Here is a 24,219-nt window from a genome sequence, read left to right on the forward strand (position 1 = left end):
GCGGGTTTGGGTGGTGCGAATGTCATGGGCTATGGCCTGAAATCCCTGCCGGCAAGGGGCCGGTTTGTTCCGGGGTGGCGTCATCAATCGTCATGGCGTCGTGACGGTTTGCATCCGTCGCCAGGCGGGTGAGCGACGCGCTGACTTTTCCGGCCAGCTTCGTAACCCTCTCCTCCAGCGCCCGTCCGATCAGGGCCTCCAGTGACGGGGCCAGGCGGCGGCGTGCATTGCCGTGCAGACTTGCAACCGCGACCGCAAGATCCTCCGATTCCGTCGCAGCGAGAATGCGGCGATAACCCTCCTCCACCATATCAAGGCCTGCCTCGATATCGGCGCGCACACCATCAACCACGCGCCGCGCCGCATCGGGCCCCGCCCGCTCGGCCTTCAGCGCCTCGATCTCCGCCTTCAGTCGCGCGTTTTCACGCTCGGCACGGCCCCTTGCGGAGCGCTCCGCCATCACGCCGCGCAGCCGGTCCACGGACCAGTTGTAAAGCGAGGCCTCGGCCAGAACCGCGTCGCCCTCTTCCGGCTCCAGCCCCGCCACTTCGGCATGATGCGACCAGCTCAGTTCGTCCCGGCGTCGGGACGGTTCGATCCGCCGCGCCACCGAGGCGCGGTTCTTCAATGTGCCCAAAGGCACGTCCAGCTTTTCCGCCAGCCGCGTCATGTCGCCATAGGCCGTCGGGCGCTCGGCAACCCAGTCACCCATCTCCCAGGCAATGCCGTCAAGGCCACGGTCGAACGCCCTTTCGCGCGCCACAATCGAAAGACCCTTCTCTTCCCATTCGGCATCAAGGCGCGCCTCTATCTGTTCGCGGGGCTCAATCATTGCGCGTCCTCTTTTCCAGTGTGGCCTTGCTGATCTTCGGGTTCCGGCAACACGGGGGCGCGTTCGGGCGCCCCTTGAGCCGGTGGCGGGACCGGCCTCACAAGCCGGTAGAGAAAGATGCGCTCCATCGTCATCGGATCGATACCCTGGCGGCAGGCAATCTCCTGACTTCCGACATTTTTTCGTATAAGTCATTGATATTATTATGCCTTGGTTGCCAAAAGGCACTACACGGACTTTTTTCGCCAGCGATTGTTTCGGAGTGTTGAGGGAGCTCAGGCTTTGGTCTGGCCAGTTTTTCGGGTGCGCCCGGGGGGTATCTTGAAAGGGGCTTCGTTCCAGGTCAGGCCGACGCAGGTGAGGATGCGTCTGGCATCGACCGTGGCATGGCTTGGCATGCCGTAGCGGTCAGGGGTGCCTTTGTGGCGCAGGATCGAGAGCTGCAATGCGTTCAACTCGTTGCGGATACGAGCCGGGCTCATCGGGTGTCCGAGCAGGTCCAGATGCTTGCGCAGGTGCTGCAGGCAGCAGAAGGCCATGTAGCAGATGGCGATATGGGCCCGGACCCGACGCGGCGACCAGTGATAGATGGGCCGGATTTTCAGATCGTGCTTGTTGGTGCGGAAGCAGGCTTCGATCTCCCACAACTGGTGATAGCGGGCAATGACGTCCTGTGCCTCCAGTTCGTCCGCACCATGAACAACAATGGCATGCAGCCCGTCCCATTGTGCCGCTGCCTTGATCTTTGCATCATCCAGCGTGACGTCCCCGCTGTCGGGGAAGGCCAGGAAGCGGCCATATCCCCGGCTGCTGAAGCTGCCGGGTTTGCGAGAGCGCTTGAGCTTCTTGTGCAGCTTTTCGATTGCCTTGTCGCGCTTGTGGGCATCATTGCGTGCCCGGGTGGGTGACCAGGTCACAATGACCCGCGCTCCCTCCTGGTCGATCACCTTGTACCAGCCCTTCTCGGTTGCCTCTTCAGAACCGTGTCCAGCCCAAGGCTGGCGTCCCTCCGGGCTCAAAATGTTCGCCTTCACGGCGGCCGGGGCGGACTTCATGCGATAGCCGAGGATGTAGGGCAGACCCTTGTTCTGCAACATCTGCTGGTTGTCCTTGCTGAGCATGGCGGCATCGGCCACGAACGTGACCCTGGCCACGTCGAAGCGTCCCTCCAACGCCTTCAGCGCAGCTTCCAGCGTATGACCTTCCCAGGTGTTTCCCGGGAAGAGTTCATAGCCCACAGGCAGCCCATCGGAGGTGACGATCAGCGCCAGCATGACCTGAGCGCGGTGATGCTTGCCATCCTTGCTGAAGCCCTTGGCCAGAAGATGATCCTGCTCGACCCCGTCCGCATCCTCGGCCGGGTCCTCGCGCTCGGTGTCAAAGGCCAGGGTCGTGCAATCGTAGAACAGCACGGTCACTGGCCCGCCCAGCAACTTCTCTGCCGCCGCGTGAGAGGTTTTGCAAATCCCGTCTATCACCGGCGTATTGATGTAATCCATGCTCCGATAGACCACGTCCAGATTGAGCGTGATGCCTGCCTGGTTCTCCAACGCCTCCACGGTCGCGCGCTTGCTCTCGGGCTGTGCGATCCGCGCCATAACCAGCTCTTTCACAATGCGATTGGCACTTTTACGCGCCGCCCCCAGAAGGGCCCCCCAACCCAGTTGGTCATACATCGTCCCCATGACATCCCGCAGACCCAGAGAGACCCGCGCCTCCTCACGGCACTCGGCAAGATCAACGCCAAGCTTGTCCGGCCGCGGAGCGCGGCGCACCAGCGCCTGCAGATCGGCATATTCCGTGGGCGTGAACAGTTCCATTTGCGGCGAGCGATCAATGCGTAATTGCTCCATCAAGCGGCCCGCCAGACGCTTGATATCCTCAATCTCGCTGTCGTTATGGGCCACACCCACATGGCGCAGGATCTTCTGGCGTACCTTGGAGCCGGTGCGGACGGATTCAACGATCTGGATCCGTGTGCGGTTGAGCTTTGCGTCATGTTTGGTGCGGATGAACATGGGCGAAGAGGTTAGCCATCTGAAGGCCCATGTCAATACTTTTTATAATAATGGGGCACTACAACGCGCCTCTGAGCAACCACACCTGAAAACAAACCAAAAACCCAGTCAGATCAACAAAAAGGTCGGAAGTCAGGAAAGATGCGCTCCATCGTCATCGGATCGATACCCTGGCGGCAGGCAATCTCCGCGCCGTTGGCGCGCAATTCCGCCACGGCCGCATTCACGGCGCAGACATCCGCCCCCGTCACGATCTCGCGCGTCGAGTGCTCCCGCCCGTCGCGCAAAAACGCGTGCAGGCGCTGCAGGCGCGGGGAGCGGGAGAGGCGCGCCGCATGCATCATGAGCGCCCTCCCCCACAGGGCGCACCGCCACCCGCAGGGGTCTCGTTGAGATGCGCAAGCACCTCCGCCACCATCAGCGCCGCCCCATCACAGGCCTCGATGCGCGCCTGCGCCCGGGCAATGCCACGGGTCACCGCCTTATGATCGCGCCCGCCAAGGGCCGCACCGATGCGCCCATACGTGGCTTGCGTGAGGGCAGCGCACAGGCACATGGCCATCTGCCGCGCCTGTGCAACCTCCCGATCCTTGAAACCCCCGCGCAGCGCATCCGCCTCCAGCCCGGCCACATGGGCGCTCACCAGGACAATCCGCGCCAGCGCGCGGTCCTGCCCGCCCGGCAGATGCGGCAGCGGCGCAAGCTCGCTGAGCAGGGCGCGCAGCTCCGCGCGCGAAAGGGGCGGTGTGTCGCTTTGCGGGACGGGTGCGTGCCCCGTCGCAGGGGATGTTTCCGGGGTTATCTCGGGGAGTGTTTCGGGGGCGGTCTTGTCGTCCGCCTCGCGCCCGATCCTGTCGCCCGTCTCAAACGCCATCACGCCGGTGAGCGCCGCCTCTGCGCGGGCCATCGCGCCGCAGGCTTCAAGCTCTGCGCCAAGGGCCGCCGCCTTGCGCAGTCCGCCCAAGGTGGCTTTGGCGGTGCGGGCATCCATGCGGCCGCAGGGTTCGGCCGGGCCGATCGACCGGCCCGCCTCCGCAAGGGCGCGGCGCAATTGCCGGAAATCGGAGGCGGCGCTCATGGGCTCACCGCCCAGGCAAGCACCAGCAGAACCCAGAGTGCCCCGAACAGCGAGACCGCGCCAATGAGATCGCTCAGCCAGTGATCGTCCAGGGCGCGGACGAGCCGGGCAAGAAGGCCTCCACGGACAGGGCCGTGGGGGCAGGTGCTGCGCGCTACAGGCGGGCGCGCAGAGCCAGGGAGTAACCGGTCAGGGGTGGCGGCCGGGTCAGGCGTGACGCCCTCCCCCGCCGCCGGTACCATCGGAGATGCAAACCAACCGATGGAGGAAAAGATGGATCCAGATAACGCCGAAATAATCGCCAAGGTCGCAAGCCGCTCAGCCCGAAGCACACACCATTTACTGATCGCGCTGATTGCCTCCCTGATCGACAGCGGCGCGCTATCAGCGGAGGTATTTGCGGAAAAACTCAACGATATGGAGCGCACCATTCGGAGCGTCAGCCCCGAAGACGCCTGGGATGAACTGGAGATGAGGGTCACGATCAGCCTCATTGATCAAATTCGTGATCTTGTTTCTGGCGGCGAGAAAACGTCACCCTGAGCGCGGCGGCGATCGGCCCCCTGCAATCCATCTCGTCGACGAGCACATTGATCAGCCGATCAGCCGGATCGGCAATCTCGTCAAGATTCGGAGTAGGATGGTTATGCATGGCCGTTACCTCGTTGCTGCAGGGGTGTCGGGCGGGCGGATCATGACAGACCCTCCGCTTTGGCAGGACCGGGCGTAACGCCTGGTCCCGCCGCCGGTTCCATCGGAGATGCAAACCAACCGATGGAGAGATAAATGGATGCGGAAAAATACATGTTAATGACGGAGATCGACCGGCGTATAAGTGAGGCCGGCAATCGGGATTTTGAAACGATCATGAGCATTATGCGCCCCCTCATGGCTGTGGTCAGGGCAGGCCTGCTTTCGGGCGCGATTTCTGTTGATGACGCCATTAAGCTGCTGCCCCCGGGCCGGAATGAGGATCAGGATCGCGGGACGATTGAGCAGTGGGCAAACCCGCGATCCGGCGAATGAACGCACGATCATAGTCGTTTATCTCGATACCCGCCCCGGAGAGATCGTACTCAATCCAGAACACGCCAAGGTCCGAAGATGCGGTGGCAAAGGCGGCGATGACCTTGCGGGTCGCAAGGCGTTCCACCGGGTCTTTCCGGGTTGCCAGAACATCCACGCCACAGATGTATTGTTGCCTGTCGAAGAGTGTGGTGATCATGCAGTCCGGTCCTTGTTCATAGCGGGATCGCCCTCCCAGACCGGCAAGAGGCCCGCCACGCGGGTGGCCAGCGCATCGCGGCAGGGTGCGCAAAGTGCTGTCATGCGTGCGCAGGCCACGGCGTCCGGCTCCATCAGGTGATCATCCACCCGGATCAGCGCCAGCTCGTAGACGCCCGCATCGCGGCCGCCGCAGTGATCGCAGCGCCCGCTCATGCAGCCGCCTCCGCAGCAGGCGAGCCCGGCGTCGGGGTCGGGCGCGGGATGTCAGAAGGCCAGGCAAGGTCCAAAGGCCAGTGGTCGGAAAACCATTGCAGCGCGCGACTGTAAGTTCGATCCGTAAACCCGAGCCCTTGTCGAATGCGGCTGAAAAGCCGGGCATGGCCGACAGCCCAACCGGAAATTGTCGCTTCGCTACGGTCAACTCTGGTTCGGAAAGTGTCTACAAGGGCTATGAGTTCAGATCGCTGCATAAAAGCAGCATTGCATAATTGCAGTAATCATTCAATGTATATTTGCAACGCGCATAACTTGTGTAATTTTACAGCAATGCAAACCGCAGAATTACACAAGTTATTTGATAACAGACGTATTGACCTCGGCATTTCGCAAGCGCGCGTCAGCGAATTAGCCTTTGGGAGCCGAAAAAAAACACCAATCCAAGCAATGCGACGGGGAAGTTCGCCTACGGCTGAAACGCTTAGCGCTCTCTGCCGCGCCCTTGGTCTCGAGTTCTACATCGGCCCGCCGCGCGATGGCGTACCTGTCGAATCGCCGCGCGCGCCGAACTGGGAGCGCTTCACCGAGGCGACCCTGCCGCACCGGGGGCTGGCCACCTGCTCGGTGCAGGGCTGGTCGAAGAGCCAGCCCTTGCGCGACCCCCTGCCCAGACCGGAGGATATCATGGACGATCAGGCTTTCTGGGTGTCTGCCACGGGGCAGTCGATGATCCCCGAAGGCATCGACGGGTGCTGTGTGTGCCTTGTCTCGCCGGGCCGTGAGGTGCGGGACGGGGACCGGGTCTGGATACTGGATTTTCAGGGGCGCGCGGCGATCAAGCGTCTGGTGGAAAAGACAGAAACCGGTTCCCTCAAGCTCCGGGGCTGGCTTCCCAAACGCGACGGCGAGCAGCAGAGCTTTGACGAGGAGCGGCTGCCGGCGGGCATCCGCGAGGTCTACCCGGTGGTGGCGGTGTTCCGGGGCAAGCCGGGTACGGAAGGGGCCGAATATATCCCCGACCCGAAAGCGCCTGCCCCCGCCGCGCCACCCGAGGGATCAAATGTCGCCCCTGTGGAGCGGGTGCCGAAGGCGATCACCGACATGCTGGGCCTGCCCGAGGGCGCAAGCGCGGATGCGGTGCTGAAAGCGATGGAGGCAAAGATTGCCACCCGGGGCACGGCCCATGCCACGCCCGTGGCGGCGCTGGAGCGGAAGGTGGCGCGCGCGCTCAAGTCCGAGACGCGGTCCCTGAAGGACGATCTGGAAGCCAAGCTGGATGCGCTTGCCGCCCGCCTGCCGCCCGCAGCGGACGAGGACGAGACCCGAATCAGTCTGCCCTTTGCCGGCGACGTGCGCGCGGCGGCGGGTGCGGGCGAAGAGGTGTTCGAGGAAACGGAAATGAACTTAAGCATTCCGAGCGAGGCCCTGCCACCGGGCCTGAAGCCCGAGCGGGCCATTGCGCTGCGCGCCGAGGGCACATCAATGCACCCCACGATTCGCTCGGGCGATATCCTGGTGATCGATCACGGCGACCGGGAGGCGCGCGAGGGCACGGCTTTCGTAATCCGCACCGGGACCGGTCTTGTGGTCAAGCGGCTCAGACAGAAGGGGCACGGGGGCACGGGGGAATGGATCATGACCAGCGACAACCCTGAGGGCTACCCGCCGCGCCCGGTCGGGCCGGGGGATCACATCCTGGGCCGGGTGATCTGGTTCGGGCCGGAGAAGGCCGTTGTGGTGGGGGGGTGATGATAGGATCAAACGGCGAATCAGTGATGAGGATGGGGATATGGACAGCAACCGAATTATTAACGGCGCTATTAACGGCGCGATAAGTGCAGTATTGGCAACGGTGTTTATTGGGCTGCTCACCGCCGCCGCAAATTTATTGTCCAACGGCAAAATGGCTGAAGCCCTGGGCGCGGTATCTGATCGAGAGATGAAACAGGTCATCAGCGATTTCGACAAAAAGATCGCACCGAAGCTTGAGGCTTGCAGGGTGTGTTTTCGGGAGGTGGCTAAATCACCAAATCAGTGCAAGCCTCAATATCCGGAAGCGGAAACTTGTAGCGGGTGGAGCACATCGTCTGCAAAAGGCCCGTGGACGCAGATATTTCTCGACGACACAGACGATGGTGCGGGCGGTTGCAAGTATCAATGGCGTCTTGAGTGCCGCGCGAATTAGCCTTCATCAATGGCTTGAACTCCAGCAGTGCCTCACCCGCCGCCTGAGATCAGCAACTCGCTGACCCGCTTGCTGGCCTTTGCATTGGCCGAATAGCGCGTCTCGACCTCTTCGCAATCGGCCCATGCGAAGATCTCGCGAATCTCTGCCCGGTCATTGATCGACAGGATGAACCTTCCCTTGATGCCTTTCAGGATCTGAGCCATGCGCGCAAAATCGGCGCGTGCGAACATGTGCGGGCCATAATCGCCCTCATGGCCCAGGTAGGGCGGGTCGAGATAGAACAGCGTACCCGGCGCGTCATAGCGGGCAATGAAGGCCTCCCAGTCCAGGCATTCGATCACGACCCCTGCCAGGCGGGTGTGCAGGTCTTCCAGCAGGGGCTCCAGCGTTGTGAGGTTGAAGCGCGCGGGCCGCTCCTTGCTGACCCCGAAGCTGCGCCCGGTGACCTTGCCGCCAAAGCTTGTGCGCTGCAGGTAGAGAAAGCGCGCGGCGCGTTCGAGGTCCGTGAGCGTGTCGGGGTCCGTTGCACCCAGGCGCTCGAACTCGGGCCGCGTGGTCAGCTGGAAGCGCAGGGTTTCGATGAATTGCGGGTAATGGCGCTGCAGGATGCGAAAAAGCGTGCTGACATCGCGGCTGAGATCATTGATCACCTCCGCGCGCGGGCGCATCTCGCGGCGCAGGAACACCCCGCCCATGCCCACGAAGGGCTCGGCATAGGTGACATGCGGGATGGCGGCGATCCGCGCGGCGATGCGCGCGGCCAGACAGCGCTTGCCGCCCAGTCAGGGGGCCACGGGCGCGGCCGGCTCCACCGGCGCCATTCCGGTCTTGGGCGTGTAGCGATCGGGTGTGGCAGGGGAATCGCACTTAAGCTTTGACAGTTGAGTCGAATTGGATTCTTGAGGTTTCATCATGCGATGGAGTTTCGAGATGCCGACATTATCCAGCTATTTCAATGAAGAAGACGATCCACGTGGAGGTAACGCGCCGCGGCATAAGTTCTGTGACCTGATGACGATCAGCCTGTTGTGTGCGCTGTCTGGCGGGGAGACTGCGGTCGATATGGAGCATTTTGGGCAGATGAAGGAGGAATTCCTTCGTGAATTTCTCGATTTGCCCCACGGCATCCCCTGCCATGATGCCTACTCGCGGCTCTTTCGCTTGATGAAGCCAACCAGCCTACAGGCCTTTTTCGACAAGTTCAGAAGCGACTTTGCTGCGGCCCATGCCGAGCATCCAGCGATCGCCATAGACGGCAAGGAGATGCGGCGCAGCTTTGACAGAGCGGCCTCCCAATCGAACCTGAACGTCGTCACTGCCTTTGCTCATGGCGCACGTCTGAGCCTTGGAGTGACGCAAAGTGCCAAGGGCGGCGGCGAGATTCTGGCTCTGCGCGAGCTGATTGAGATGCTGGACATTCGTGGCATCACCATCACGGCCGATGCCTTGCACTGCCAGCGGGAAACCTGTGACCTGATCGTGCAGGAAGGCGGTGACTATTGCATGCAGCTCAAGGGCAATCAGGGCGACATGCAAGCCGACGTGCGGGCTTTCGTGGCTGACCAGAATATTGAATACATTGATGAATACATCTCTGTAGAGGGTGACCATGGCCGGGTTGAGGAGCGGTCATATCGCGTCTACGACGTGCCAAACTATCTCGTCGACACCCATCAATGGCCGCACCTTGGCGCATTCGTTCATGTCGTTTCCAGGCGCACAGCAGGCGACACGACCAAGCAGTCCGAGCGGGTGTACCTCCTGTCAAAATGCTTCACCGCTCAGGCAGCCGCCACGCTGATCCGTGGCCACTGGGAAATCGAGAACAGCTTGCATTGGTCACTGGATGTTGTGATGAACGACGATCATCACCGCGCGCGGAAAGACAACGCGCCCGCAAACTTCGCCGCGTTACGACGGATCGCATTGGGCATCATCAAGACAAATACCGCGAAAGGCTCAAACCGCGTGAAGTTCAAAAAGGCAGGCTGGAGTAACGACTTTCTGCGCACTCTAATCGCAGGGCTTTGAAGCGCGATTGCCCTGTCGGGTGTGGACAAGGGCATGGACATGGGAAAGGACTTCCACGATCATGATCCCGCCCTGTGCAGGGTGGCGGGATGGCCAGTGCTGGCCTGTTCTGGTCGTGGGAGGCCTCGTTCTCCCGGTTCGGGATGTTTGCGCATCCCGGCCCCCGTCCCGGCCTTTTGGATGGCGCGATGCGGGCGGCGTCGGGGGGTCCATAGCATGGGCAGCGGGTGCCGTGCAGCGGACCATGGTCCGTGCGGGGCTTTGTCCGGTTTTTAATCACATAGTGTGCAGCCTGGATGTGTTGAGGAGGTGGCTCGACATCCGCACTCTGCCCAAAACTCAGAGAGCGGGCGCAACGCCGACAGGCTCAATAATTACCTGCTTCCACATCTTTCAAAACCGGGATCAGGCGCCAAAATTCCCGGGCGATACAGGTGGCGTATTCAATCTTGTCAGGATAAGGGTCAACTTTCTGGTCCCACAAATAGCGAAGCTGACCAACCAAACTAGCGGTTCCTTCGGCAAATCGCAGGAGATCATCATACGTCGCACCGTCAACATTCAGGTCAGCTTTTTCGGCATTTACCCTATCGCGGCTCCCGATAATCCTGTGTGCGAGCCATTCTGATCGCAACACCCTAAATGCCGCTCTCTCGGGGCAGGCACTTATGGCGACGTATTTGGCTTTCAGGCATTCGAGAGATGACGACAGGCACTGTTTATCTTCGGCGTCCAGCGCGCGATCAAGCCGATCCCTTTTGCGAGCCTCCAGAACCTCTAATCCAGGCAGGATTTTCATCACCTTCGGTAAGGAGATTACGTCATGGCCCTCATCCCATGCACGATTGCAGTAGAGAATGACCGAGTTTTTTGCGCCTGCGCGCGCGACCACACCCGCATGCCCGCAGATTGACCCATTCAGACGATCGCAAACGTCCGGATTATCAACCGTGGCTTTAAGGAAGCCGATATACCAACTTGCCTGATCAGCGTCGCTTTCCAGTTCTTTCAACTGCGCACTGAATTCACATTCATTTTCTTTTTCTGCTTCCAATTGTCCCTGCCTTGACTTGCTGTCAAATTCAATGGGTTCCGGCTGATGGAACCCCGCTCCGGCTCAAGCGCTTTAATGCCCGGGCAGGCAATTTCCGTGTTGCCGGGGCCATGGCGATCTCAACTGCACTTTTCTCAACATTGTACAGAATCGGCCCTCTGTCAAAATGATCCCGATATCTGTCCGGGATGGCAAAACCGGTCGGCCGCCTCAATCGTGTCTTCTCACGCCGTTCCGGCCAGCCATTCATCAAGGGCGGCATTGCCTGTGGTTTTGCGGGGCTGTTGGGCCTCGCGCCTGGCGGTGCCTGCCCCGGTGCCGGGTACGCGCGGTTCGGCGGTCGCGCCTCGACTGTCCGCTTCGGGAGTGCCCGCTGACGTGCCGTGGCCTTCGGGCTCTGCCGGGGTGTCGTGATGTGCGCCTGTTTCCCCTGCCACTTTCCCTGATGCCGTTTCGCCCGATGGATGATCCTGAGCCGGTCTCAGCCCTTCGATGGCGGCCATGGTCTCGAGGGTGCGGGCGACGTCTTTTGGCGGGCGGGACCTGCGCATTTTCTCAAAAGTGCGTGCCCCGAAATAAAAGCTCATGATCATGCCCAGGATGATCCAGAGATTGTCGGGAACAAGCTCGAGCGCGGTCATGCGGATGGCAAAGCCCTGGGGGTCCCACATGGCGAAGGCAAAAAGCGCGATGGTGCCGAGCGCCATGACCGGGCGTGGCAGGCGGTTGAGCGCGTTGACGACGCGGTCGAAGGCTCCGGCGGGCGGGCTTGCGAACTCGGCGGCAAACTGCGCCAGGGCGGCGGCTTTGGCATCGGCGGCGCGCTGTGCGGAACTTTCCGCATTGGGGCGGAAGGTTTCGATCACCTCGGTGGCGACATTGCGGGTGCCGCCGAAGAGGCCGGAGAGGATGCGCAGGAACATGTGGGGCCTCCTCAGGTCCAGGTGGCAATGCGGGTTTCGAACTGGCGCTGCGAGAGATGGAAGCGCGGGGCGATGAAGTCTTCCGCGCGGCGGATCCAGCCGCCCTTGCCGCCATCGCGGCGGCGCACGTATTTGCGGAACTGCGCCCGGCGCTCGGCGAGGCGGAAGTAATAATCGCGCCGGGCGATGCCATAGGCGTCCGCGAGCGGCGCGCCCTGTGCGGCCAGCGCGTCTGCTGCCCGCGCGGTCTGGGGTCCGATGGCGCCATCGACGCTGACGTCCTGGCCGCAGAGCCGCAGCAGGCGCTGGAGGATCTTGATGGCGTTTGAGCCGGCGTTGACCTGCATGTCGAAGACGCTGGCGTGCAGCGCCTGCGGCAGCCAGTCGATGCGGGGCGCGCGAAAATAGTGCCGCAGGAAGATATCGACGGCCATCTCCTGGGTGAGGCACCTGACATCTTCGCCATCCACATCGCCGTCGCCGTCAAGATCAAGCATGAGGGTGCGCATGGTGTGGATCGTCACGCCCCATTTGGTGGGCCCGCCGGGATCGTCCGGGTCATCCACATAGCCGCCCTCGCGGGCCACGATCTCGCGGGCGATGGCCTCCGGGGTCTGCTCTGTGGTCTGCTCCGGGTGTTGCTCCGGGTGTTGCATGGCGCGCTTTCGTCACATGGGAGGGAGGGGCCGCCCCGCCGCGAGCGGCCCCCCCCCGATATGGTCGCGCCTGTCGGCGGGCGCGCTCGGGGTATATGTGTCTGCGCTTCAGGGTAGCGCGGTTTGGGCTCTTGCGTCAGCGGACCATGGTCCGCTGACGCGCAGGGCTGTGGCTGATAGCCTGGGCCTCATGAGAGTTTCCGCCGCCCCTGCCGCAGCCCCATCCGCTGCCTCTGCCGCCTTTTCCGCGCTGGACGGGTGGATCGATATTTTCCGGGCGGGCACCCATACCGATGCCCATGGGCGGCGCGCGACCTGGACGCAAGGCGATCTGGCCGCGATCGTGGGTGATTATGCCGGGGCCGACCCGGCCCCTGTGGTGCTGGGCCATCCGGACACGGACGGGCCTGCCATGGGCTGGGTCAGCGGGTTGCGGGTGACAGGCGATCGTCTGCAGGCGCGTCTGAGCCGCCTGGATGCGGGGTTTCGGGCGGCGGTGGAGGCGGGGCGTTATGGGCCGCGCTCGGTGGCGCTTGCGCCCCTGTCCACGGGCTGGCGCCTGCGGCATCTGGGCTTTCTGGGCGCATCGCGCCCGGCCATTGAAGGTCTGTCACCTTCGCAGTTTTCCGCGCGCGCCGATGGCGTGCTTGTCTTTTCCTGTCCCCAACCGGAGGGTGTGATGAACCAACCCGTTTTCACCAGCGTAAGGGTGCCGCCGCAGGCTGCAGCCCTGCCGCTTGACGCGCAACCCAGCCCCGTGATGCAGCCCGTGATGGAGCCCGTGATGGACCCGGGGGCGGCCCGGTTCACGGCCCAGCCCCCCGCACAGCCCCCCGCGCAGATGCCAGCCCAGCCCCCAGCACAGATGCAAGTACAGCCCATCCAACAGGGACCGGGTGAGGCGCTTGAGCCCCACCCCCTTTCACAAGATGTGGCGCCGCAATTTACAGCCCAGGCGGCCCAACAAACCCCTCAGCAGGCCTCTCAGCAAGCCCGGCAGCCGGCTCTACAGTTTGTGCCTGTCTCACAGCCGCAGGGTGCGGTCCAGCCGCTTTTTGCGGCCGCCCCGCCCGCCGGGGCGCTGCCGCCGGGGGCCAGTGGTGTGACGGGGCCCCAGACCCGGGATGCGGCGGAAGTGGCCGAGCTGGCCTCGGAACGCCAGCTGCTTTTTGCCGAGCGCCAGCAGATCGCGGCCGAACGCCTGGCGCGCGAAGGCATGGATCGCGAGCGGGGCGCAAGCGCGCGTGTGGCGGCGCATGTGCAGGCCGGGCGTGTATTGCCGGCGGAAGCGCAGGCCTATGCGGCGCTGTTCTGCGCGCTCGATCAGGGCGGTGGCCAGATCACCATGGCGGGGGTGGACGGGCGGCCGATGGCGCTCAGCCCGTCGCAGGTGCTGGATGGGCTGATCTCGGCCCTGCCGCAACGGGTGCCGCTGGGGCAGGGCACAGCCCTGCACCCCGCACATGCCCCTGCCCCCGCATTCGCGCAGGTGGGCGCACAGGTGGGCGCGCAGGTTTCACCGGAGGCACAGTTCACGGCGGCCACCCAGGATCTGGCCAACCGGGCGCGGGCGCTGATGGCGGCGGACAAGAGCGGTGCGCTTGATCTGCCCACAGCGATCCACCGGGCCGCAAACGGGGAGACGGCGCAATGATGGAGTATCTGCTCACAAAGAGCTTCAAGGCCGGTGCCGGTGTTGCCGCGCGCCGGGTCTGCCGGATCACCGATCCCGACGCGGAAGCGGTTCAGGCGGCAGGTCCGGGCTTCCTGCCGCTCGGGATCAGCGCCGATCTTGGTGCACGCGCCGGCGGGGCGGTGGACATTCATCTTGCGGGCATTGCGATGCTGGAGGCGGGGGGCGCGTTCAGCGCCGGCACCCTGGTGAGCGGCGATGCGAAAGGCCGGGGCATTCGCGCCCCGCGCGGCGGTCTGCATCAGCGTGTCGTGGACGGGGGTGCGGCGAATGCAGCCCTTGCGGTCCCGGGTCTGGGGGCCTCTGACAGGCTTGTCGGTGTGATCGAACTGGCAGACGGCTATGCCGACCGCCTGGGCCAGGCCACCCTCACGGATGATGCGGGCCTGACCCTATCGGAGGCGACCACCGGGGACCGGCTCCTGGTGAGCTGGCAGGCCCGCGCGCATGCGGTGGGCATCGCCCTGCAAGCCGCGCACGCGCCGGGGGACCTGATCCGGGTTCTGATCGCGCCGCAACAGATCTGAGGAGGGGGTATGAATGATTTGTGATCGGCCAAACGCCCTGAATCTGTTAGAGGATTCGGGGAGGCGGATAGGTCTCAGGCTGAATTGTGTCTTAGGGCATTGTGACCCTGTTGAGGAGCTTAGCTTTCGCCTGTTTCCGAACAGCCCCCATAGGGCCCGGTTTTGGCCGGTGATCCTGCATAGGAGCTTGGTTTGGCCGTTCACGCCCCATTGGGGGCTCCGCCTCCTTGAGCAGGGAGTATAGCCATGGCTTACATAGGTGTCGATCTTCATACGAATTCCTTCACGATCTGTCGGCGTGAGACGGACGGATCGGAAACATTCCAAACCTTTCATCTGTCCGCGCAGGCGCTTGAGCGGTTCTGTCAGAGCCTTGATGCGGATGACGAACTGGCGGTCGAGGCCACCGGCAACACGGCCTGGTTCTGCGGTGAGGTGGAACCCTGTGTCGGCCGGATCGTTGTGGTCAACCCGCGCCAGTTTAAAGTGATCCGCACATCGGTGAAAAAGACCGACAAGAACGATGCGCGCGCTTTGGCCTTCTTCCTGTCGAAGGACATGCTGCCGGAAACCCGGCTCAAGTCCACTCAGGAAAGCGAACTGGCCTCGCTGACCCGGACGCGTGACATGCTGGTCAAACAGCGCACCATGCTGCTGAACGGCATCCACGCGATGTTTGTCCGTCACGGCATGAAGCTGAAGAAGGAAGGGTTGTCCAGCAAGAAGCGCCTGCGCGACCTGGATCTCAGCCGCTTCACACCGCTTGAGCAGGTCGAACTGGCGGCATTGCGGGACCAGGCGCTCGGCCTGACCGAGACCCTGAACCGTATCGACAAGGCCATCGAGGAGGCCGCCTCGGCCATGAAAGGCTTTGAGGGGCTCACCAGCATCAAGGGGATCGGTGCGCGATCTGCCGCGGTCCTGCTGGCGGGGATCGGCAGGGTTGAAGACTTCTCCGACGCGGACAAGCTGGCCGCCTATGTCGGCATCGTGCCCAAGGTGAGTAACTCGAACGAAACCGAACATCACGGGCGGATCACGAAGCGCGGCAACAAGCTCATGCGCACCACGCTGGTGCAATGTACGCTCATCGCGATCCGCTATTCGGGATATCTCAACAGTTATTATCGGCGCATCAAGGAACGCCGTGGCGCGGGCAAGGCGATCATAGCCACGGCCCGCAAGCTGCTCAAGATCATCTATGACACGCTCAAGAACGGCTGGGTCTTCGACGATTTTGCCGAATTTAAAATCAAACAAAATCAATGCCCTGCTTGACAATCATCATAGGAGGCAGTCATGTTCCAGTTTCAACATCCCGATCCGGCGCAGCTGATGCCGGTTGCGGCCGGGGGCGCGCAGGGGCAGCCCATTCAGGGCGGGGGCCTTCCGGGCCCCGCGCTCTTTGCGACCCCGCCCGGTCAGGGCAACCTGCCGCCCGGCGCGCGCTTTGCCGCCGGTCCCGCGCCCAGCCCCTATCCGGTGGATTTTCATCGCTCGGGCATTGCCGTGGGCTATGCCAATGATGAATATATCGCCGATCTGATCCTGCCGCGCCTCGCGGCCCTGATGCGCCGCGAATACCGGTTCAACCGCTATCCCATTGAGGAGCATTTCACGGTGCCGCCCACCCGGGTGGGGCGCCGCTCCGCGCCTGCCATGGTGCATCTGAGCTCGGCCGAGGACACCCGGTCCGTGGAGGATTACGGGCTGGATGACGCGATCCCGGCCGATGACGTGACCAACACAGCCCCCACCGCGATGAACCCGATCGACCGCGCGTCGATGGTGCTGACCGATCTTCTGATGATCGCGCGCGAATTGCGCGTGGCGGAACTGGTGTTCAATCCGGCCCATTACCCCGACACCAACAAGATCACCCTGTCGGGCAGCTCGCAATGGACCCATGCCGACAGCAACCCGCTCAGGGATATCGTTGCGGCGCAGACCGGCATGATCGTCAAGCCCACCGATATCGCCATGGGCGAGGAGGTCTTTGCCGCCCTGCGCACCCATCCGCGCATGCTCAAGGCCACCCATGCCAATGACGGGGATTCCGGCATTGCCAGCCGCGAGGCGATGGAGCGGGTGTTGATGCTGCGCATCCATGTCGGCTCAGCCCGGGTCAACACCGCCCGGCCCGGCCAGGCGGCCAACCTGGCCCGCTGCTGGGGCAAGCACGCGCTGCTTTATCGCCGCGATCCCAACACCGACTATAAAGGCCCGCCCAGCCTGGGCTTCACCGCCCCCTATCTGGGCCGCCAGGTGATGGTGGGGTTCGATCCGCGCATCGGGGTGCGCGGCACCTATGTGGTGCGCGTGGTCGACAGTTGCGACGAGGCGATGGTTGCGAAACTGGCGGGGTATTTCTTCCGCAACGCGGTGGCGTGAGAGGAGGGGCGAATGACACGGACACAAGCTGCGAACGCAGGCGCACATCCCGCCCCGGCCGTTCAGAAAGGTGATCTCGAGATCCGGCTTTTGAGCGCAGTCAAACATGACGGGCTGCATTACCCGGCGGGCGCGGTCGTGACCTGGCCGCGCGCCGCCGCAGAGCCGCTCATCGCGGGCGGGGATGCGGTGGTGCCCGGCGCGGGGGCCGACACCGACCTGCCTGACCCGGATGCCCCGCCCGGCCCGCCCGGCCCGGATGCCCCTGCTCCCCCTGCCGACCCGGAGCCCACGGAGCGCACAGAGCCCGCGCAGCGCAGAGAGGCCCTGATCCGCGCGATGGCCGCCCTGGAGCCGGGCCATCCCGATCACTGGACGCGGGGCGGCAAGCCCGAGGTCCGTGCGCTGGCTCAGATCACCGGGCTGCGCGACATCCGCGCGGCGGAGCGCGATGCGGCCTGGGAGGCCGCGCAGGCCGCAGAAGGCGGCAGGGCGGAGACGGGGCCAGAGACGGGGCGAGACACCACATGAGCTACGCGGCGGCAGCGGATTTGCGCGCCCGCTTTGGCGCGGACGAGATCGACCAGCTTCTGGATCAGGACGCTGACGGCCGGCCCGATGACGGCCGGCTTGAGGCGGTGCTGGCGGATGCGGCGGCGGCGATCGATGCGCGCCTTGCCCGCCTCTATGATCTGCCCCTGCCGGAGGGCGATTACCCGCTTTTGCGCGCCATCGCCTGTGATCTGGCCCGCGCGCGTCTTTATGACGACGAGATGTCCGATACGGTGTAAGCGTAACGAGGCACACACATGGCATTTCAGCTTGACTTTTGAAAGTTCCATGGCAGGAGCTCGTCGATACGGCTTTGGGGGTGACCGGCTGCTATTTTTTGGAGCGTTGAGGTCAGATATGCATTGGGTTCCACGCCGTTCAACTTCGCGGTCTGTATCAGAGATGCGATACGGCCCCAACTGGCGCCGCCTTCATCATGACCCGCAAACAGTGCGTTTTTCCGCCCAAGGGCAATTGGTCTTTGGAGATTTTCGACGTTGTTGGAGTCGATCTCAACCCGGCCGTCACTGAGAAAGACCTGCAAGCCGTCCCAATGTTTGTGAATGTAGTTGAGCTTTTCACCAAGTCTGGATTTTTTAGAGACCTGCAGGCGCTGCTCCTGAAGCCAGGTGCCGAACTCGGCAACCAAGGGCGCGGTTTGTGTCTGGCGCGCAGACAGGCGCTGTTCGGGTGGAAGGCCCCGAATTTCAGTTTCAATTGCGTAAAATTCGGCAATCCGACGCAAGCCCTCTGCTGCGATCCCGGACTTGTCGCGGTCAAAGACCTCCTTCAGTTTGCGGCGAGCGTGGCTCCAACAATAGGCGGCTCGGATCGGAGAGCCCCCTTTCCGCGTTGGCCGCATCAACCGATTATACCCCTGATACCCATCCAACTGCAGAACACCGTTGAACCCCTTGAGAAACTTCTCTGCGTTTTCGCCAGCCCGACCGGGTGCATAGAAATAAACAACCCCTGGTGGTGCATCGCCCCTCCAGGATCGGTCGTCACGTGCCAACGTCCAGAAATAACCGGTTTTCGTTTTACCCTCTCCCGGATCGAGGACTGGGACCGTGGTTTCATCCATGAACAGTTTGGTCGAAGACTTCAGGTGTTCCGCCAGCCGCTCAACAACCGGCTTGAGGTGGAACGCGGCCTTTCCGACCCAGCCCGCGAGCGTGGCGCGATGAATGTCGATGCCAGAGCGCACAAGTATCTGCGATTGACGGTACAGAGGAAGGTGGTCTGCATACTTGCTGACCAACACGTGCGCGATGGCCGCTTCGGTCGGAAGTCCGCCCTCGATCAGCCACGATGGTCCCGGTGCTTGTTTCACGCCTCCAGCACATGACCGGCAGGCATATTTCGGACGGACCGTTACGATCACACGCAACTGCGCGGGCACGATGTCCAGCCGTTCACTGCGATCTTCACCAATCTTATGCATCGCGCCGCATCCGCACGGACATTCAACACTGTCAGGTTCGATCACCTGTTCGATCCGCGGCAGATCTTCAGGCAGATTGCCGATATTGCGCTCAGGCGCTTTCCTGGGCTTTGCCTTTTTCTCTTTGTCACAGGATTGAGTGGCTGCCTCGCTTGAGGCCTCCGCCTCGCTGAGCGCAACTTCAAGATCTTCGGCCCCGAGATTACGCTCGTCCTGAGTTAGTTTTTCCGATTTCTTGCCGTAAAGCGCCCGCTTCAATTCCGCAATCAGGCTTTCATAACGAAGGATCAAAGCGTTTTGCTCTGCAATCTGTTGGTCTTGACCCGTTATCTGCCGATCTTGATCCGATATTTGCTGGGCCTGATCTGCAATGTGCGCCCCCTGATCTGATATGCAGGCGCTCTGCTTGGTTGTCAGTTCCTCCAACTCGGCAACCCGACGTGCATTGTCCTCGACAAAGGCCTGAACAGCCTCTTTATGTTCGGCGGGCAGAGCATCAAGATTGAAACCATTGGAGTCGGCAGTCATACCTGCGAGCATACACAGCCCGAACTTCTAAATCCTGCCCAATCAACCGCCTGATTCACTCTGCCGCAGTTGGCCGCCGCGTCTCGACAGGTTTGACCTTCCGCCAGTCCAGACCAGAAAAAAGCGCCTCAAACTGTGCTCTGTTCAGCGTCATCACCCCATCGCGAATAGCAGGCCAGACGAAGTCTGTATCTTCCAGACGCTTATAAGCCATAACCAGACCTGACCCATCCCAAAAAACCAGCTTCAGCCGATCCGTTCGCTTCGCGCGAAATACGAACACCGTCCCGCTGAACGGGTCTTCCCGCAGAACCGACTGCACCAGAGCACATAAGCCATCATGACCCTTGCGAAAATCCACCGGCTGTGTGCTGACCAGAATGCGCAACTTCTGTGCAGGGAAAATCATTCAACAACCCCAACCGCTCGGGCAATCTCGGCAATTCGCTGTGCCGATGTATCGGTGCCCAAATTGATCGACACCCCGCGGAAAACGATCTCGACCTTTTCCGCTGGTGACGATGGCGGGCGAACCTGCGGCTGAACACTTGCCTCATCACCGTCACAAAGAACCACGGGCGCAAACTCAACATGTTCATCAGGCTCCGGAGCTGGAAGCACCAGTTTCCCATCTTTTGCCAGACAACGCCATTCCGACAATCGGTTCGCATTGACCCCGAATTTACCAGCCACAGCTTTTACCGTCGCCCCCGGCTTCAAAGTCTCGGCAACAATGTATGCCTTCGCATCATGCGACCATCGGCGACGGCCATCAACTTGATACTCAACGCCCAACGAGCGGAGGAACTCCGTCATCGACTCCATGGAGAAAATCCTTATCCCTGTTACGATAAGGAAAATCTGACAGCGCAGGGGCTAGCGCGCGAGGCAAAAAATGGGTGAGCACCTCGTTACGCTTACGATACGGTCAAACACGGCGCCCGGCGGGCGCGGGCGCAGCTTGGCGCCCTGGCCGGGGGCCAGGCCGTTCTGGTGCGCGCGGACGGCAAAGCGGTGAGACGGCGGGCGCAAACCCCGCGCATCGCGGCCCCTCAGGGTCCGGTCGCGGACGGCTTTGGCGACACATCCTGCCCGGAGCGCGGGCGATGAGCGGGGCGCGGATCGAGATCGCGCTGGAAGGCAGCGCGCTGCGCGCCACGCTGGGCACTCTGGCCGGACGGCTTGGAGAGCCTGCCGAGCGCGCCGATCTCCATGACGCAATCGGGGCGCTGCTGGCCGACGGGGTGCAGCGGCGCTTCATTGCCGCGCAAGACCCCGACGGCACCCCCTGGGTCGAAAGCGAACGGGCAAAAGCCGGGGCGCGCGGCGGCAGGACACTGACCGATACCGGGCGTTTGCAGCACTCGATCACCTGGTCGGTTGAGGCCGATGGCGTGCTGGTGGGCACCAATGTGGAATACGCCGCCATTCACCAGTTCGGCGGCGAGATCGAACAGAGCGCGCGGACCCAGGTTCTGGCCTTCGATGGGCAGGGGCGGTTTGCCGCGCGCAAGAGCACGCGCCGGCGCAAGACGGGCAGTGTGCCCATTGCGATCGCGCAGATCGGCGCGCGGCGCATCACACTGCCCGCGCGCCCCTTTCTCGGGATCGACGCGGAGGATCGCCTGGGCCTTGCCGGGGTGATGCAGGACTGGCTTGAGGCCGCGCTGCCATGAGCCGGGTGACGGGACATGAGGCGCCCCGGGCCATCGTGGAGCGGCTTTCCGAGGTGGGCGGGCTTGAGGGTGTCGAGATCTGCGAGAGCCTGCGCGGAGTGCCGCAGATGAAGGGCAAACCCGTGATCGCGGTGCTGACCTTGCGCGAAAGCGGCGCCGATCCGGTGAACCGGCAGAGCGCTGCCGCCCGGATCATCACCCGCCTGGCCGTGGTTGTGGCCATCCCGCTGCGCAACGATCCCGGAGGATCAAGGGCCAGATTGCAGCTGACACCGATCCTGGAGACGATCCGCACACATCTTGCGGCGTTTCGCCCGCCCGGCGCCAAAGAGCCGCTCATCTGGCGCGAGGGACGCCTGGCGGAACTGACCCCGTCGCGCGCGGTCTGGGAGGAGGGGTTTGATCTGCTCTGGTGGGTGAAGACCTGAACAGCACATGGAAGGAAAGACGCGATGCGCGAGGAGCACCATAAAAACCAGATCGTGGTGGGGGCCGGCTGGCTCTACCTGATCGAGCCGGAAGGCGGTGAGCGGTACCTGGGCGAACTGCCCTCCTGTTCCGTCACCGTGACAAGCGAGTATATCACCGTGGAAAGCAGCAACGGGCCTGTGCGCCGCCGCCTGGTGCACAAGCCCCGCAGCGTGACGCGGCGGATGGATATCGAACTGGAGGATATGAGCGCAAAAAACCTCGCGCTCTTCATCCTCGGCGAAACCGGCCGTGATGCGCAATCCGCGCAGGTGGTGGAAGGCGAGCTGCTCTCCGCCTTGCGCGAAGATGTCTGGTACCAGCTGGGCGTGAGCCGCGCGCGCCCCGAAGGGGTCTCGGCCATCGCCGCCACCCCGGCGGTGACGGTCAGGAAAGGCGCGAGCGGCAACACCGCCCTGGACGCGGCGCATTACAGGATCGATCATGGCAGGGCCCGGATCCTCTTCACCGATCTCGAGCCCATCAGCGGCGCCTCCAAGGCGGTGCGCGTGAGCTACACCCCGGTGGCACAGACCCTGGCCCGCGCGACCTCCTCGGAGGCACAGCTGCGCGAGTTCGGCCTGCGCTATATCGAGGATGCGGTGGAGGGCGTGGGCAAGCGCCTTTTTGCGCCGCGCTGCACGGTGTCGCCCAACGGGCAGATGGCCCTGAAAAACCCGACCCAGGCGCAGCGCATCCCGCTGCAGGTGGAAATTCTCGAACCAGATGCGGGCGCGGCGCTGGTGATCTACGGACCGGAGGGCTGATCCGATGCGCAAAACCCGCAAACATACCGCAGAGACAGATCCCGGGACAGCGGAACCCGGGACCCCCGATCCGCGCCAGTGTGAGGCGGCGGTTCTGCTCCCGGACATGGATCTGATGCTGCAGGACCCCGAAACCGGCGCGGAGGTGAGCGTAACCGTGCGCGAGTTCCGCTTTATGGACGGGCTGAACGTGCAGGCCCGCGCGCGGGGGCTCATCGAGGACCTGGCCGCGCTTCTGGGGGAGCCCGAGGGCATGACGCCGGCGCGGGTGGCGGAAGTTCTGGGCACACATGCCGATCTCTGGGCGGATATCTGTGCGATCTCGACGGGTCGCGAGACGGGCTGGATCGCGGCGCTGCGCGAGCCCTGGGCGGGGATGCTCACGATGGCGGTCTGGCAGGTCAACACCGATTTTTTTACCGCGCGTCTTCTGGGCCAGCACCTGGGCCGGGAGACGATGAGCGCATATTGGGCCTCGCTGAGCTCCTCAGCCTTCTTGCCAGCGCAGGACATGGACGCCCCGACGAGCTGATGGCGACCCTCACCTGGCGGCAGATGGTGCTTTACGGGCGCGCCGCCGAGCGGCAGCGGATGCGCGGGCTTGAGAGGATGATGGCGGCGGCGCTCATGGGCGGGGGCGGAGGAGAGAGCGGAGGAGAGAGCGGAGGAGGGGGCGGAGATGGCGGGTAACACGCTTGAGCTGGCCCTGCGCATCACGGCGGATACAAAAGCGGCCGCGACGCAGGTGCAACGGCTGGGCGGGGTGATCAAACGCTCAAGCCGGGAGGTGGCGCGCGCCAATGCGGTCGCTGCGCAATCGGCGGGTGAGGCGGCGCGCGCCGCGCATGAACTGGAACGCGCCCAGGCAGAAGTTGGACGCGAACACTCCGACGCCGCGCGCACAGCGCTGGAGGACGCGCGCGCAAAGGACCGGCTGGCCCGCGCCGCCCTGCGCACAGCCCGCGCGAATGTTCAGGCCGCAGGTGCCACGCTCGCGGCGGCGCGCGCCGCGGCCCGTGCGGCGGGCGCGATGGACATGCAGGCCGCATCTGCCAGCCGCGCGGCCAATGCCAACCGCGCGCTTGCGGGCGCAGGCCGCTCCAGCCGCGCGGCGATACAGAACCTGGCTTTCCAGGTACAGGATTTCGCGGTGCAGACCGCCGCCGGGACAGCCGCCAGCGTGGCGCTGGCGCAGAACCTGCCGCAGCTTTTGGGCGGCTTTGGCGCCCTGGGGGCGGTTCTGGGGGCCGTGGTCGCGGTGGGCCTGCCGCTGGCGGGAGCGCTTTTTGACCTGGGCGAAGAGGCGGGTGAGGCGGGTGAGGCCTCCGAGCGGCTGGCGGAGGCCGCCGAGCGGCTGCGGTCCCTGCGCGCCCTGGCGCGCGACGTCGAGGCGCTGGCGGAAAGATACGGGGCCGCCGCCGACCAGGCGCGCGGATTGATTGCCGCCCAGGAGGCACTGGCGCGGCGCGATGCGGCGCGGGCCGTTGCGGAGGTGATCGGAGAGCTGGAGGATGCGGCTGGCCCGGCCTCTCTTGCGGCCACGCGCCGGACACGAGCCGATGAAGAGGCGCTGCTGGCAGATCTGGCCGCCCGGGCCCGGGCGGCGTTTTCCGGCCCGCTTGAGGACCTGGTTAGCCAGGTCACCGAGACACGGGAAGCGGCGCAGGCGGAACTGGCGCAGATCTTTGAGGGGCCCGAGCTCGACGCGGCGGCGCAGCGCTTCGGCGTCACGGTGGAGGCGTTGCTGGAGGAGATTGCCCTTCAGGCGCAACCGGAGGCGTTTGCGCGGGCCTCGCGCGACATTGACGATCTGGGCGCGCGGGCGCGCGCGGCACAGACAGAGCTGGCCCGGGCCTTCGGTCTCACCGAAGAGGCCGCCGCCCGGGTGATCGAGGCCTTCCGGGGCTTGCGGGCGGGTGAGGGGGAAGAGGCGCGGCGCGCAGGGCAGCC

At 63.7% G+C, this 24,219-nt stretch carries 29 protein-coding genes; 15 read left to right on the forward strand and 14 right to left on the reverse strand.

Annotated elements, in window-relative coordinates:
- Window positions 1-22: 22 nt before the first annotated feature.
- The 4 genes from ACOERD_RS29780 to ACOERD_RS29795 form a co-directional block, all read right to left on the reverse strand.
- Window positions 23-832 (reverse strand): hypothetical protein, encoded by an 810-nt coding sequence (locus ACOERD_RS29780; protein ID WP_419737916.1) that lies wholly within the window; start codon window positions 830-832, stop codon window positions 23-25.
- Between the two features lie 275 nt (window positions 833-1,107).
- Window positions 1,108-2,850, reverse strand: coding sequence for an IS1634 family transposase (locus tag ACOERD_RS29785; RefSeq protein ID WP_419737624.1), 1,743 nt, complete (start codon window positions 2,848-2,850; stop codon window positions 1,108-1,110).
- 113 nt (window positions 2,851-2,963) lie between these two features.
- The gene (locus tag ACOERD_RS29790) at window positions 2,964-3,194 is read right to left on the reverse strand and encodes a hypothetical protein (protein ID WP_419741378.1); all 231 of its coding nucleotides are present in this window, start codon (window positions 3,192-3,194) and stop codon (window positions 2,964-2,966) included.
- The gene (locus ACOERD_RS29795) at window positions 3,191-3,928 is read right to left on the reverse strand and encodes a helix-turn-helix domain-containing protein (protein ID WP_419737804.1); all 738 of its coding nucleotides are present in this window, start codon (window positions 3,926-3,928) and stop codon (window positions 3,191-3,193) included. Before ACOERD_RS29795 ends, ACOERD_RS29790 begins: the two co-directional genes overlap by 4 nt.
- Window positions 3,929-4,201: 273 nt before the next feature.
- Between ACOERD_RS29795 and ACOERD_RS29800 the strand changes: the two genes are divergently transcribed.
- Window positions 4,202-4,471 (forward strand): hypothetical protein, encoded by a 270-nt coding sequence (locus ACOERD_RS29800; RefSeq protein WP_419737805.1) that lies wholly within the window; start codon window positions 4,202-4,204, stop codon window positions 4,469-4,471.
- 400 nt (window positions 4,472-4,871) lie between these two features.
- Here ACOERD_RS29800 and ACOERD_RS29805 read toward each other — a convergent pair whose 3' ends face one another.
- Complete coding sequence (locus ACOERD_RS29805) at window positions 4,872-5,153, reverse strand: hypothetical protein (protein ID WP_419738681.1); 282 nt, start codon at window positions 5,151-5,153, stop codon at window positions 4,872-4,874.
- A complete protein-coding gene (locus ACOERD_RS29810) occupies window positions 5,150-5,368 on the reverse strand; it encodes a hypothetical protein (protein WP_419737919.1) in 219 nt (72 codons plus the stop codon). Before ACOERD_RS29810 ends, ACOERD_RS29805 begins: the two co-directional genes overlap by 4 nt.
- 333 nt (window positions 5,369-5,701) lie before the next feature.
- Between ACOERD_RS29810 and ACOERD_RS29815 the strand changes: the two genes are divergently transcribed.
- Window positions 5,702-7,120 carry a S24 family peptidase gene (locus ACOERD_RS29815; protein WP_419741379.1) on the forward strand — a complete coding sequence of 473 codons (1,419 nt, stop codon included), beginning with the start codon at window positions 5,702-5,704 and terminating at the stop codon, window positions 7,118-7,120.
- A 40-nt stretch (window positions 7,121-7,160) separates the two neighbouring features.
- Entirely contained in the window at window positions 7,161-7,556 is a 396-nt protein-coding gene (locus ACOERD_RS29820; RefSeq protein ID WP_419739072.1) for a hypothetical protein, read from the forward strand.
- 32 nt (window positions 7,557-7,588) lie between these two features.
- Here ACOERD_RS29820 and ACOERD_RS29825 read toward each other — a convergent pair whose 3' ends face one another.
- Window positions 7,589-8,323, reverse strand: a complete 735-nt coding sequence (locus ACOERD_RS29825) for a DNA adenine methylase (RefSeq protein WP_419741412.1) — start codon at window positions 8,321-8,323, stop codon at window positions 7,589-7,591.
- On the opposite strand from ACOERD_RS29825, the gene ACOERD_RS29830 reads away from it, so the two are divergent.
- Together ACOERD_RS29830 and ACOERD_RS29835 are read left to right on the forward strand one after the other, a co-directional pair.
- Entirely contained in the window at window positions 8,277-8,399 is a 123-nt protein-coding gene (locus tag ACOERD_RS29830) for a hypothetical protein (RefSeq protein WP_419737925.1), read from the forward strand. The two genes, ACOERD_RS29825 and ACOERD_RS29830, sit on opposite strands and share 47 nt — an antisense overlap.
- 90 nt (window positions 8,400-8,489) lie before the next feature.
- Window positions 8,490-9,590 carry an ISAs1 family transposase gene (locus ACOERD_RS29835; protein WP_419737926.1) on the forward strand — a complete coding sequence of 367 codons (1,101 nt, stop codon included), beginning with the start codon at window positions 8,490-8,492 and terminating at the stop codon, window positions 9,588-9,590.
- Window positions 9,591-9,957: 367 nt separating this feature from the next.
- On the opposite strand, the gene ACOERD_RS29840 is transcribed toward ACOERD_RS29835, so the two are convergent.
- The 3 genes from ACOERD_RS29840 to ACOERD_RS29850 all read right to left on the reverse strand — a co-directional run bounded on the left by ACOERD_RS29840 (window position 9,958) and on the right by ACOERD_RS29850 (window position 12,223).
- Window positions 9,958-10,644 (reverse strand): hypothetical protein, encoded by a 687-nt coding sequence (locus tag ACOERD_RS29840; RefSeq protein WP_419737927.1) that lies wholly within the window; start codon window positions 10,642-10,644, stop codon window positions 9,958-9,960.
- Between the two features lie 224 nt (window positions 10,645-10,868).
- Window positions 10,869-11,567: a 3TM-type holin gene (locus tag ACOERD_RS29845; protein ID WP_419739128.1), complete on the reverse strand. Its 699-nt coding sequence runs from the start codon at window positions 11,565-11,567 to the stop codon at window positions 10,869-10,871.
- Between the two features lie 11 nt (window positions 11,568-11,578).
- Window positions 11,579-12,223, reverse strand: a complete 645-nt coding sequence (locus tag ACOERD_RS29850; RefSeq protein WP_419737930.1) for a holin-associated N-acetylmuramidase — start codon at window positions 12,221-12,223, stop codon at window positions 11,579-11,581.
- A 190-nt stretch (window positions 12,224-12,413) separates the two neighbouring features.
- Here ACOERD_RS29850 and ACOERD_RS29855 point away from each other — a divergent pair, with 190 nt between their 5' ends.
- The 6 genes from ACOERD_RS29855 (at window position 12,414) to ACOERD_RS29880 (ending at window position 17,625) form a co-directional block, all read left to right on the forward strand.
- On the forward strand, window positions 12,414-13,877 hold the full coding sequence (locus ACOERD_RS29855; protein WP_419741380.1) for a hypothetical protein: 1,464 nt from the start codon (window positions 12,414-12,416) through the stop codon (window positions 13,875-13,877).
- On the forward strand, window positions 13,874-14,443 hold the full coding sequence (locus ACOERD_RS29860; protein WP_419741381.1) for a hypothetical protein: 570 nt from the start codon (window positions 13,874-13,876) through the stop codon (window positions 14,441-14,443). Before ACOERD_RS29855 ends, ACOERD_RS29860 begins: the two co-directional genes overlap by 4 nt.
- 246 nt (window positions 14,444-14,689) lie before the next feature.
- The gene (locus ACOERD_RS29865; RefSeq protein WP_419737613.1) at window positions 14,690-15,721 is read left to right on the forward strand and encodes an IS110 family transposase; all 1,032 of its coding nucleotides are present in this window, start codon (window positions 14,690-14,692) and stop codon (window positions 15,719-15,721) included.
- 21 nt (window positions 15,722-15,742) lie between these two features.
- Window positions 15,743-16,834 (forward strand): hypothetical protein, encoded by a 1,092-nt coding sequence (locus tag ACOERD_RS29870; RefSeq protein ID WP_419740356.1) that lies wholly within the window; start codon window positions 15,743-15,745, stop codon window positions 16,832-16,834.
- Window positions 16,835-16,846: 12 nt separating this feature from the next.
- Window positions 16,847-17,365, forward strand: a complete 519-nt coding sequence (locus tag ACOERD_RS29875) for a hypothetical protein (protein WP_419739133.1) — start codon at window positions 16,847-16,849, stop codon at window positions 17,363-17,365.
- Window positions 17,362-17,625 (forward strand): phage protein Gp36 family protein, encoded by a 264-nt coding sequence (locus ACOERD_RS29880; RefSeq protein ID WP_419741382.1) that lies wholly within the window; start codon window positions 17,362-17,364, stop codon window positions 17,623-17,625. The genes ACOERD_RS29875 and ACOERD_RS29880 overlap by 4 nt, the downstream gene beginning before the upstream one ends.
- 26 nt (window positions 17,626-17,651) lie before the next feature.
- Here the strand turns inward: ACOERD_RS29880 and tnpC are convergent, their stop codons facing one another.
- The 3 genes from tnpC to tnpA are packed head-to-tail and all read right to left on the reverse strand — an operon-like array spanning window position 17,652 to window position 20,174.
- A complete protein-coding gene (gene tnpC, locus ACOERD_RS29885) occupies window positions 17,652-19,358 on the reverse strand; it encodes an IS66 family transposase (RefSeq protein WP_419737621.1) in 1,707 nt (568 codons plus the stop codon).
- Window positions 19,359-19,413: 55 nt separating this feature from the next.
- A complete protein-coding gene (gene tnpB, locus ACOERD_RS29890; protein WP_419737608.1) occupies window positions 19,414-19,767 on the reverse strand; it encodes an IS66 family insertion sequence element accessory protein TnpB in 354 nt (117 codons plus the stop codon).
- Window positions 19,764-20,174: an IS66-like element accessory protein TnpA gene (tnpA, locus tag ACOERD_RS29895; protein WP_419737609.1), complete on the reverse strand. Its 411-nt coding sequence runs from the start codon at window positions 20,172-20,174 to the stop codon at window positions 19,764-19,766. Before tnpA ends, tnpB begins: the two co-directional genes overlap by 4 nt.
- Before the next feature lie 290 nt (window positions 20,175-20,464).
- Here tnpA and ACOERD_RS29900 point away from each other — a divergent pair, with 290 nt between their 5' ends.
- From ACOERD_RS29900 to ACOERD_RS29915, 4 genes are read left to right on the forward strand one after another with little or no spacing between them, the layout of a single operon-like run.
- Entirely contained in the window at window positions 20,465-21,034 is a 570-nt protein-coding gene (locus ACOERD_RS29900; protein WP_419737936.1) for a phage virion morphogenesis protein, read from the forward strand.
- On the forward strand, window positions 21,031-21,462 hold the full coding sequence (locus ACOERD_RS29905) for a phage tail terminator protein (RefSeq protein ID WP_419737937.1): 432 nt from the start codon (window positions 21,031-21,033) through the stop codon (window positions 21,460-21,462). Before ACOERD_RS29900 ends, ACOERD_RS29905 begins: the two co-directional genes overlap by 4 nt.
- A gap of 24 nt (window positions 21,463-21,486) precedes the next feature.
- Window positions 21,487-22,269 carry a hypothetical protein gene (locus ACOERD_RS29910; protein ID WP_419737938.1) on the forward strand — a complete coding sequence of 261 codons (783 nt, stop codon included), beginning with the start codon at window positions 21,487-21,489 and terminating at the stop codon, window positions 22,267-22,269.
- Window positions 22,270-22,273: 4 nt separating this feature from the next.
- Entirely contained in the window at window positions 22,274-22,801 is a 528-nt protein-coding gene (locus tag ACOERD_RS29915) for a DUF6631 family protein (RefSeq protein WP_419737939.1), read from the forward strand.
- Between the two features lie 243 nt (window positions 22,802-23,044).
- Here the strand turns inward: ACOERD_RS29915 and ACOERD_RS29920 are convergent, their stop codons facing one another.
- Complete coding sequence (locus ACOERD_RS29920) at window positions 23,045-24,040, reverse strand: hypothetical protein (protein ID WP_419740842.1); 996 nt, start codon at window positions 24,038-24,040, stop codon at window positions 23,045-23,047.
- Window positions 24,041-24,219 lie beyond the last annotated feature (179 nt).

It is taken from the genome of Ruegeria sp. (genome assembly GCF_965199275.1).
GTDB lineage: Bacteria > Pseudomonadota > Alphaproteobacteria > Rhodobacterales > Rhodobacteraceae > Ruegeria.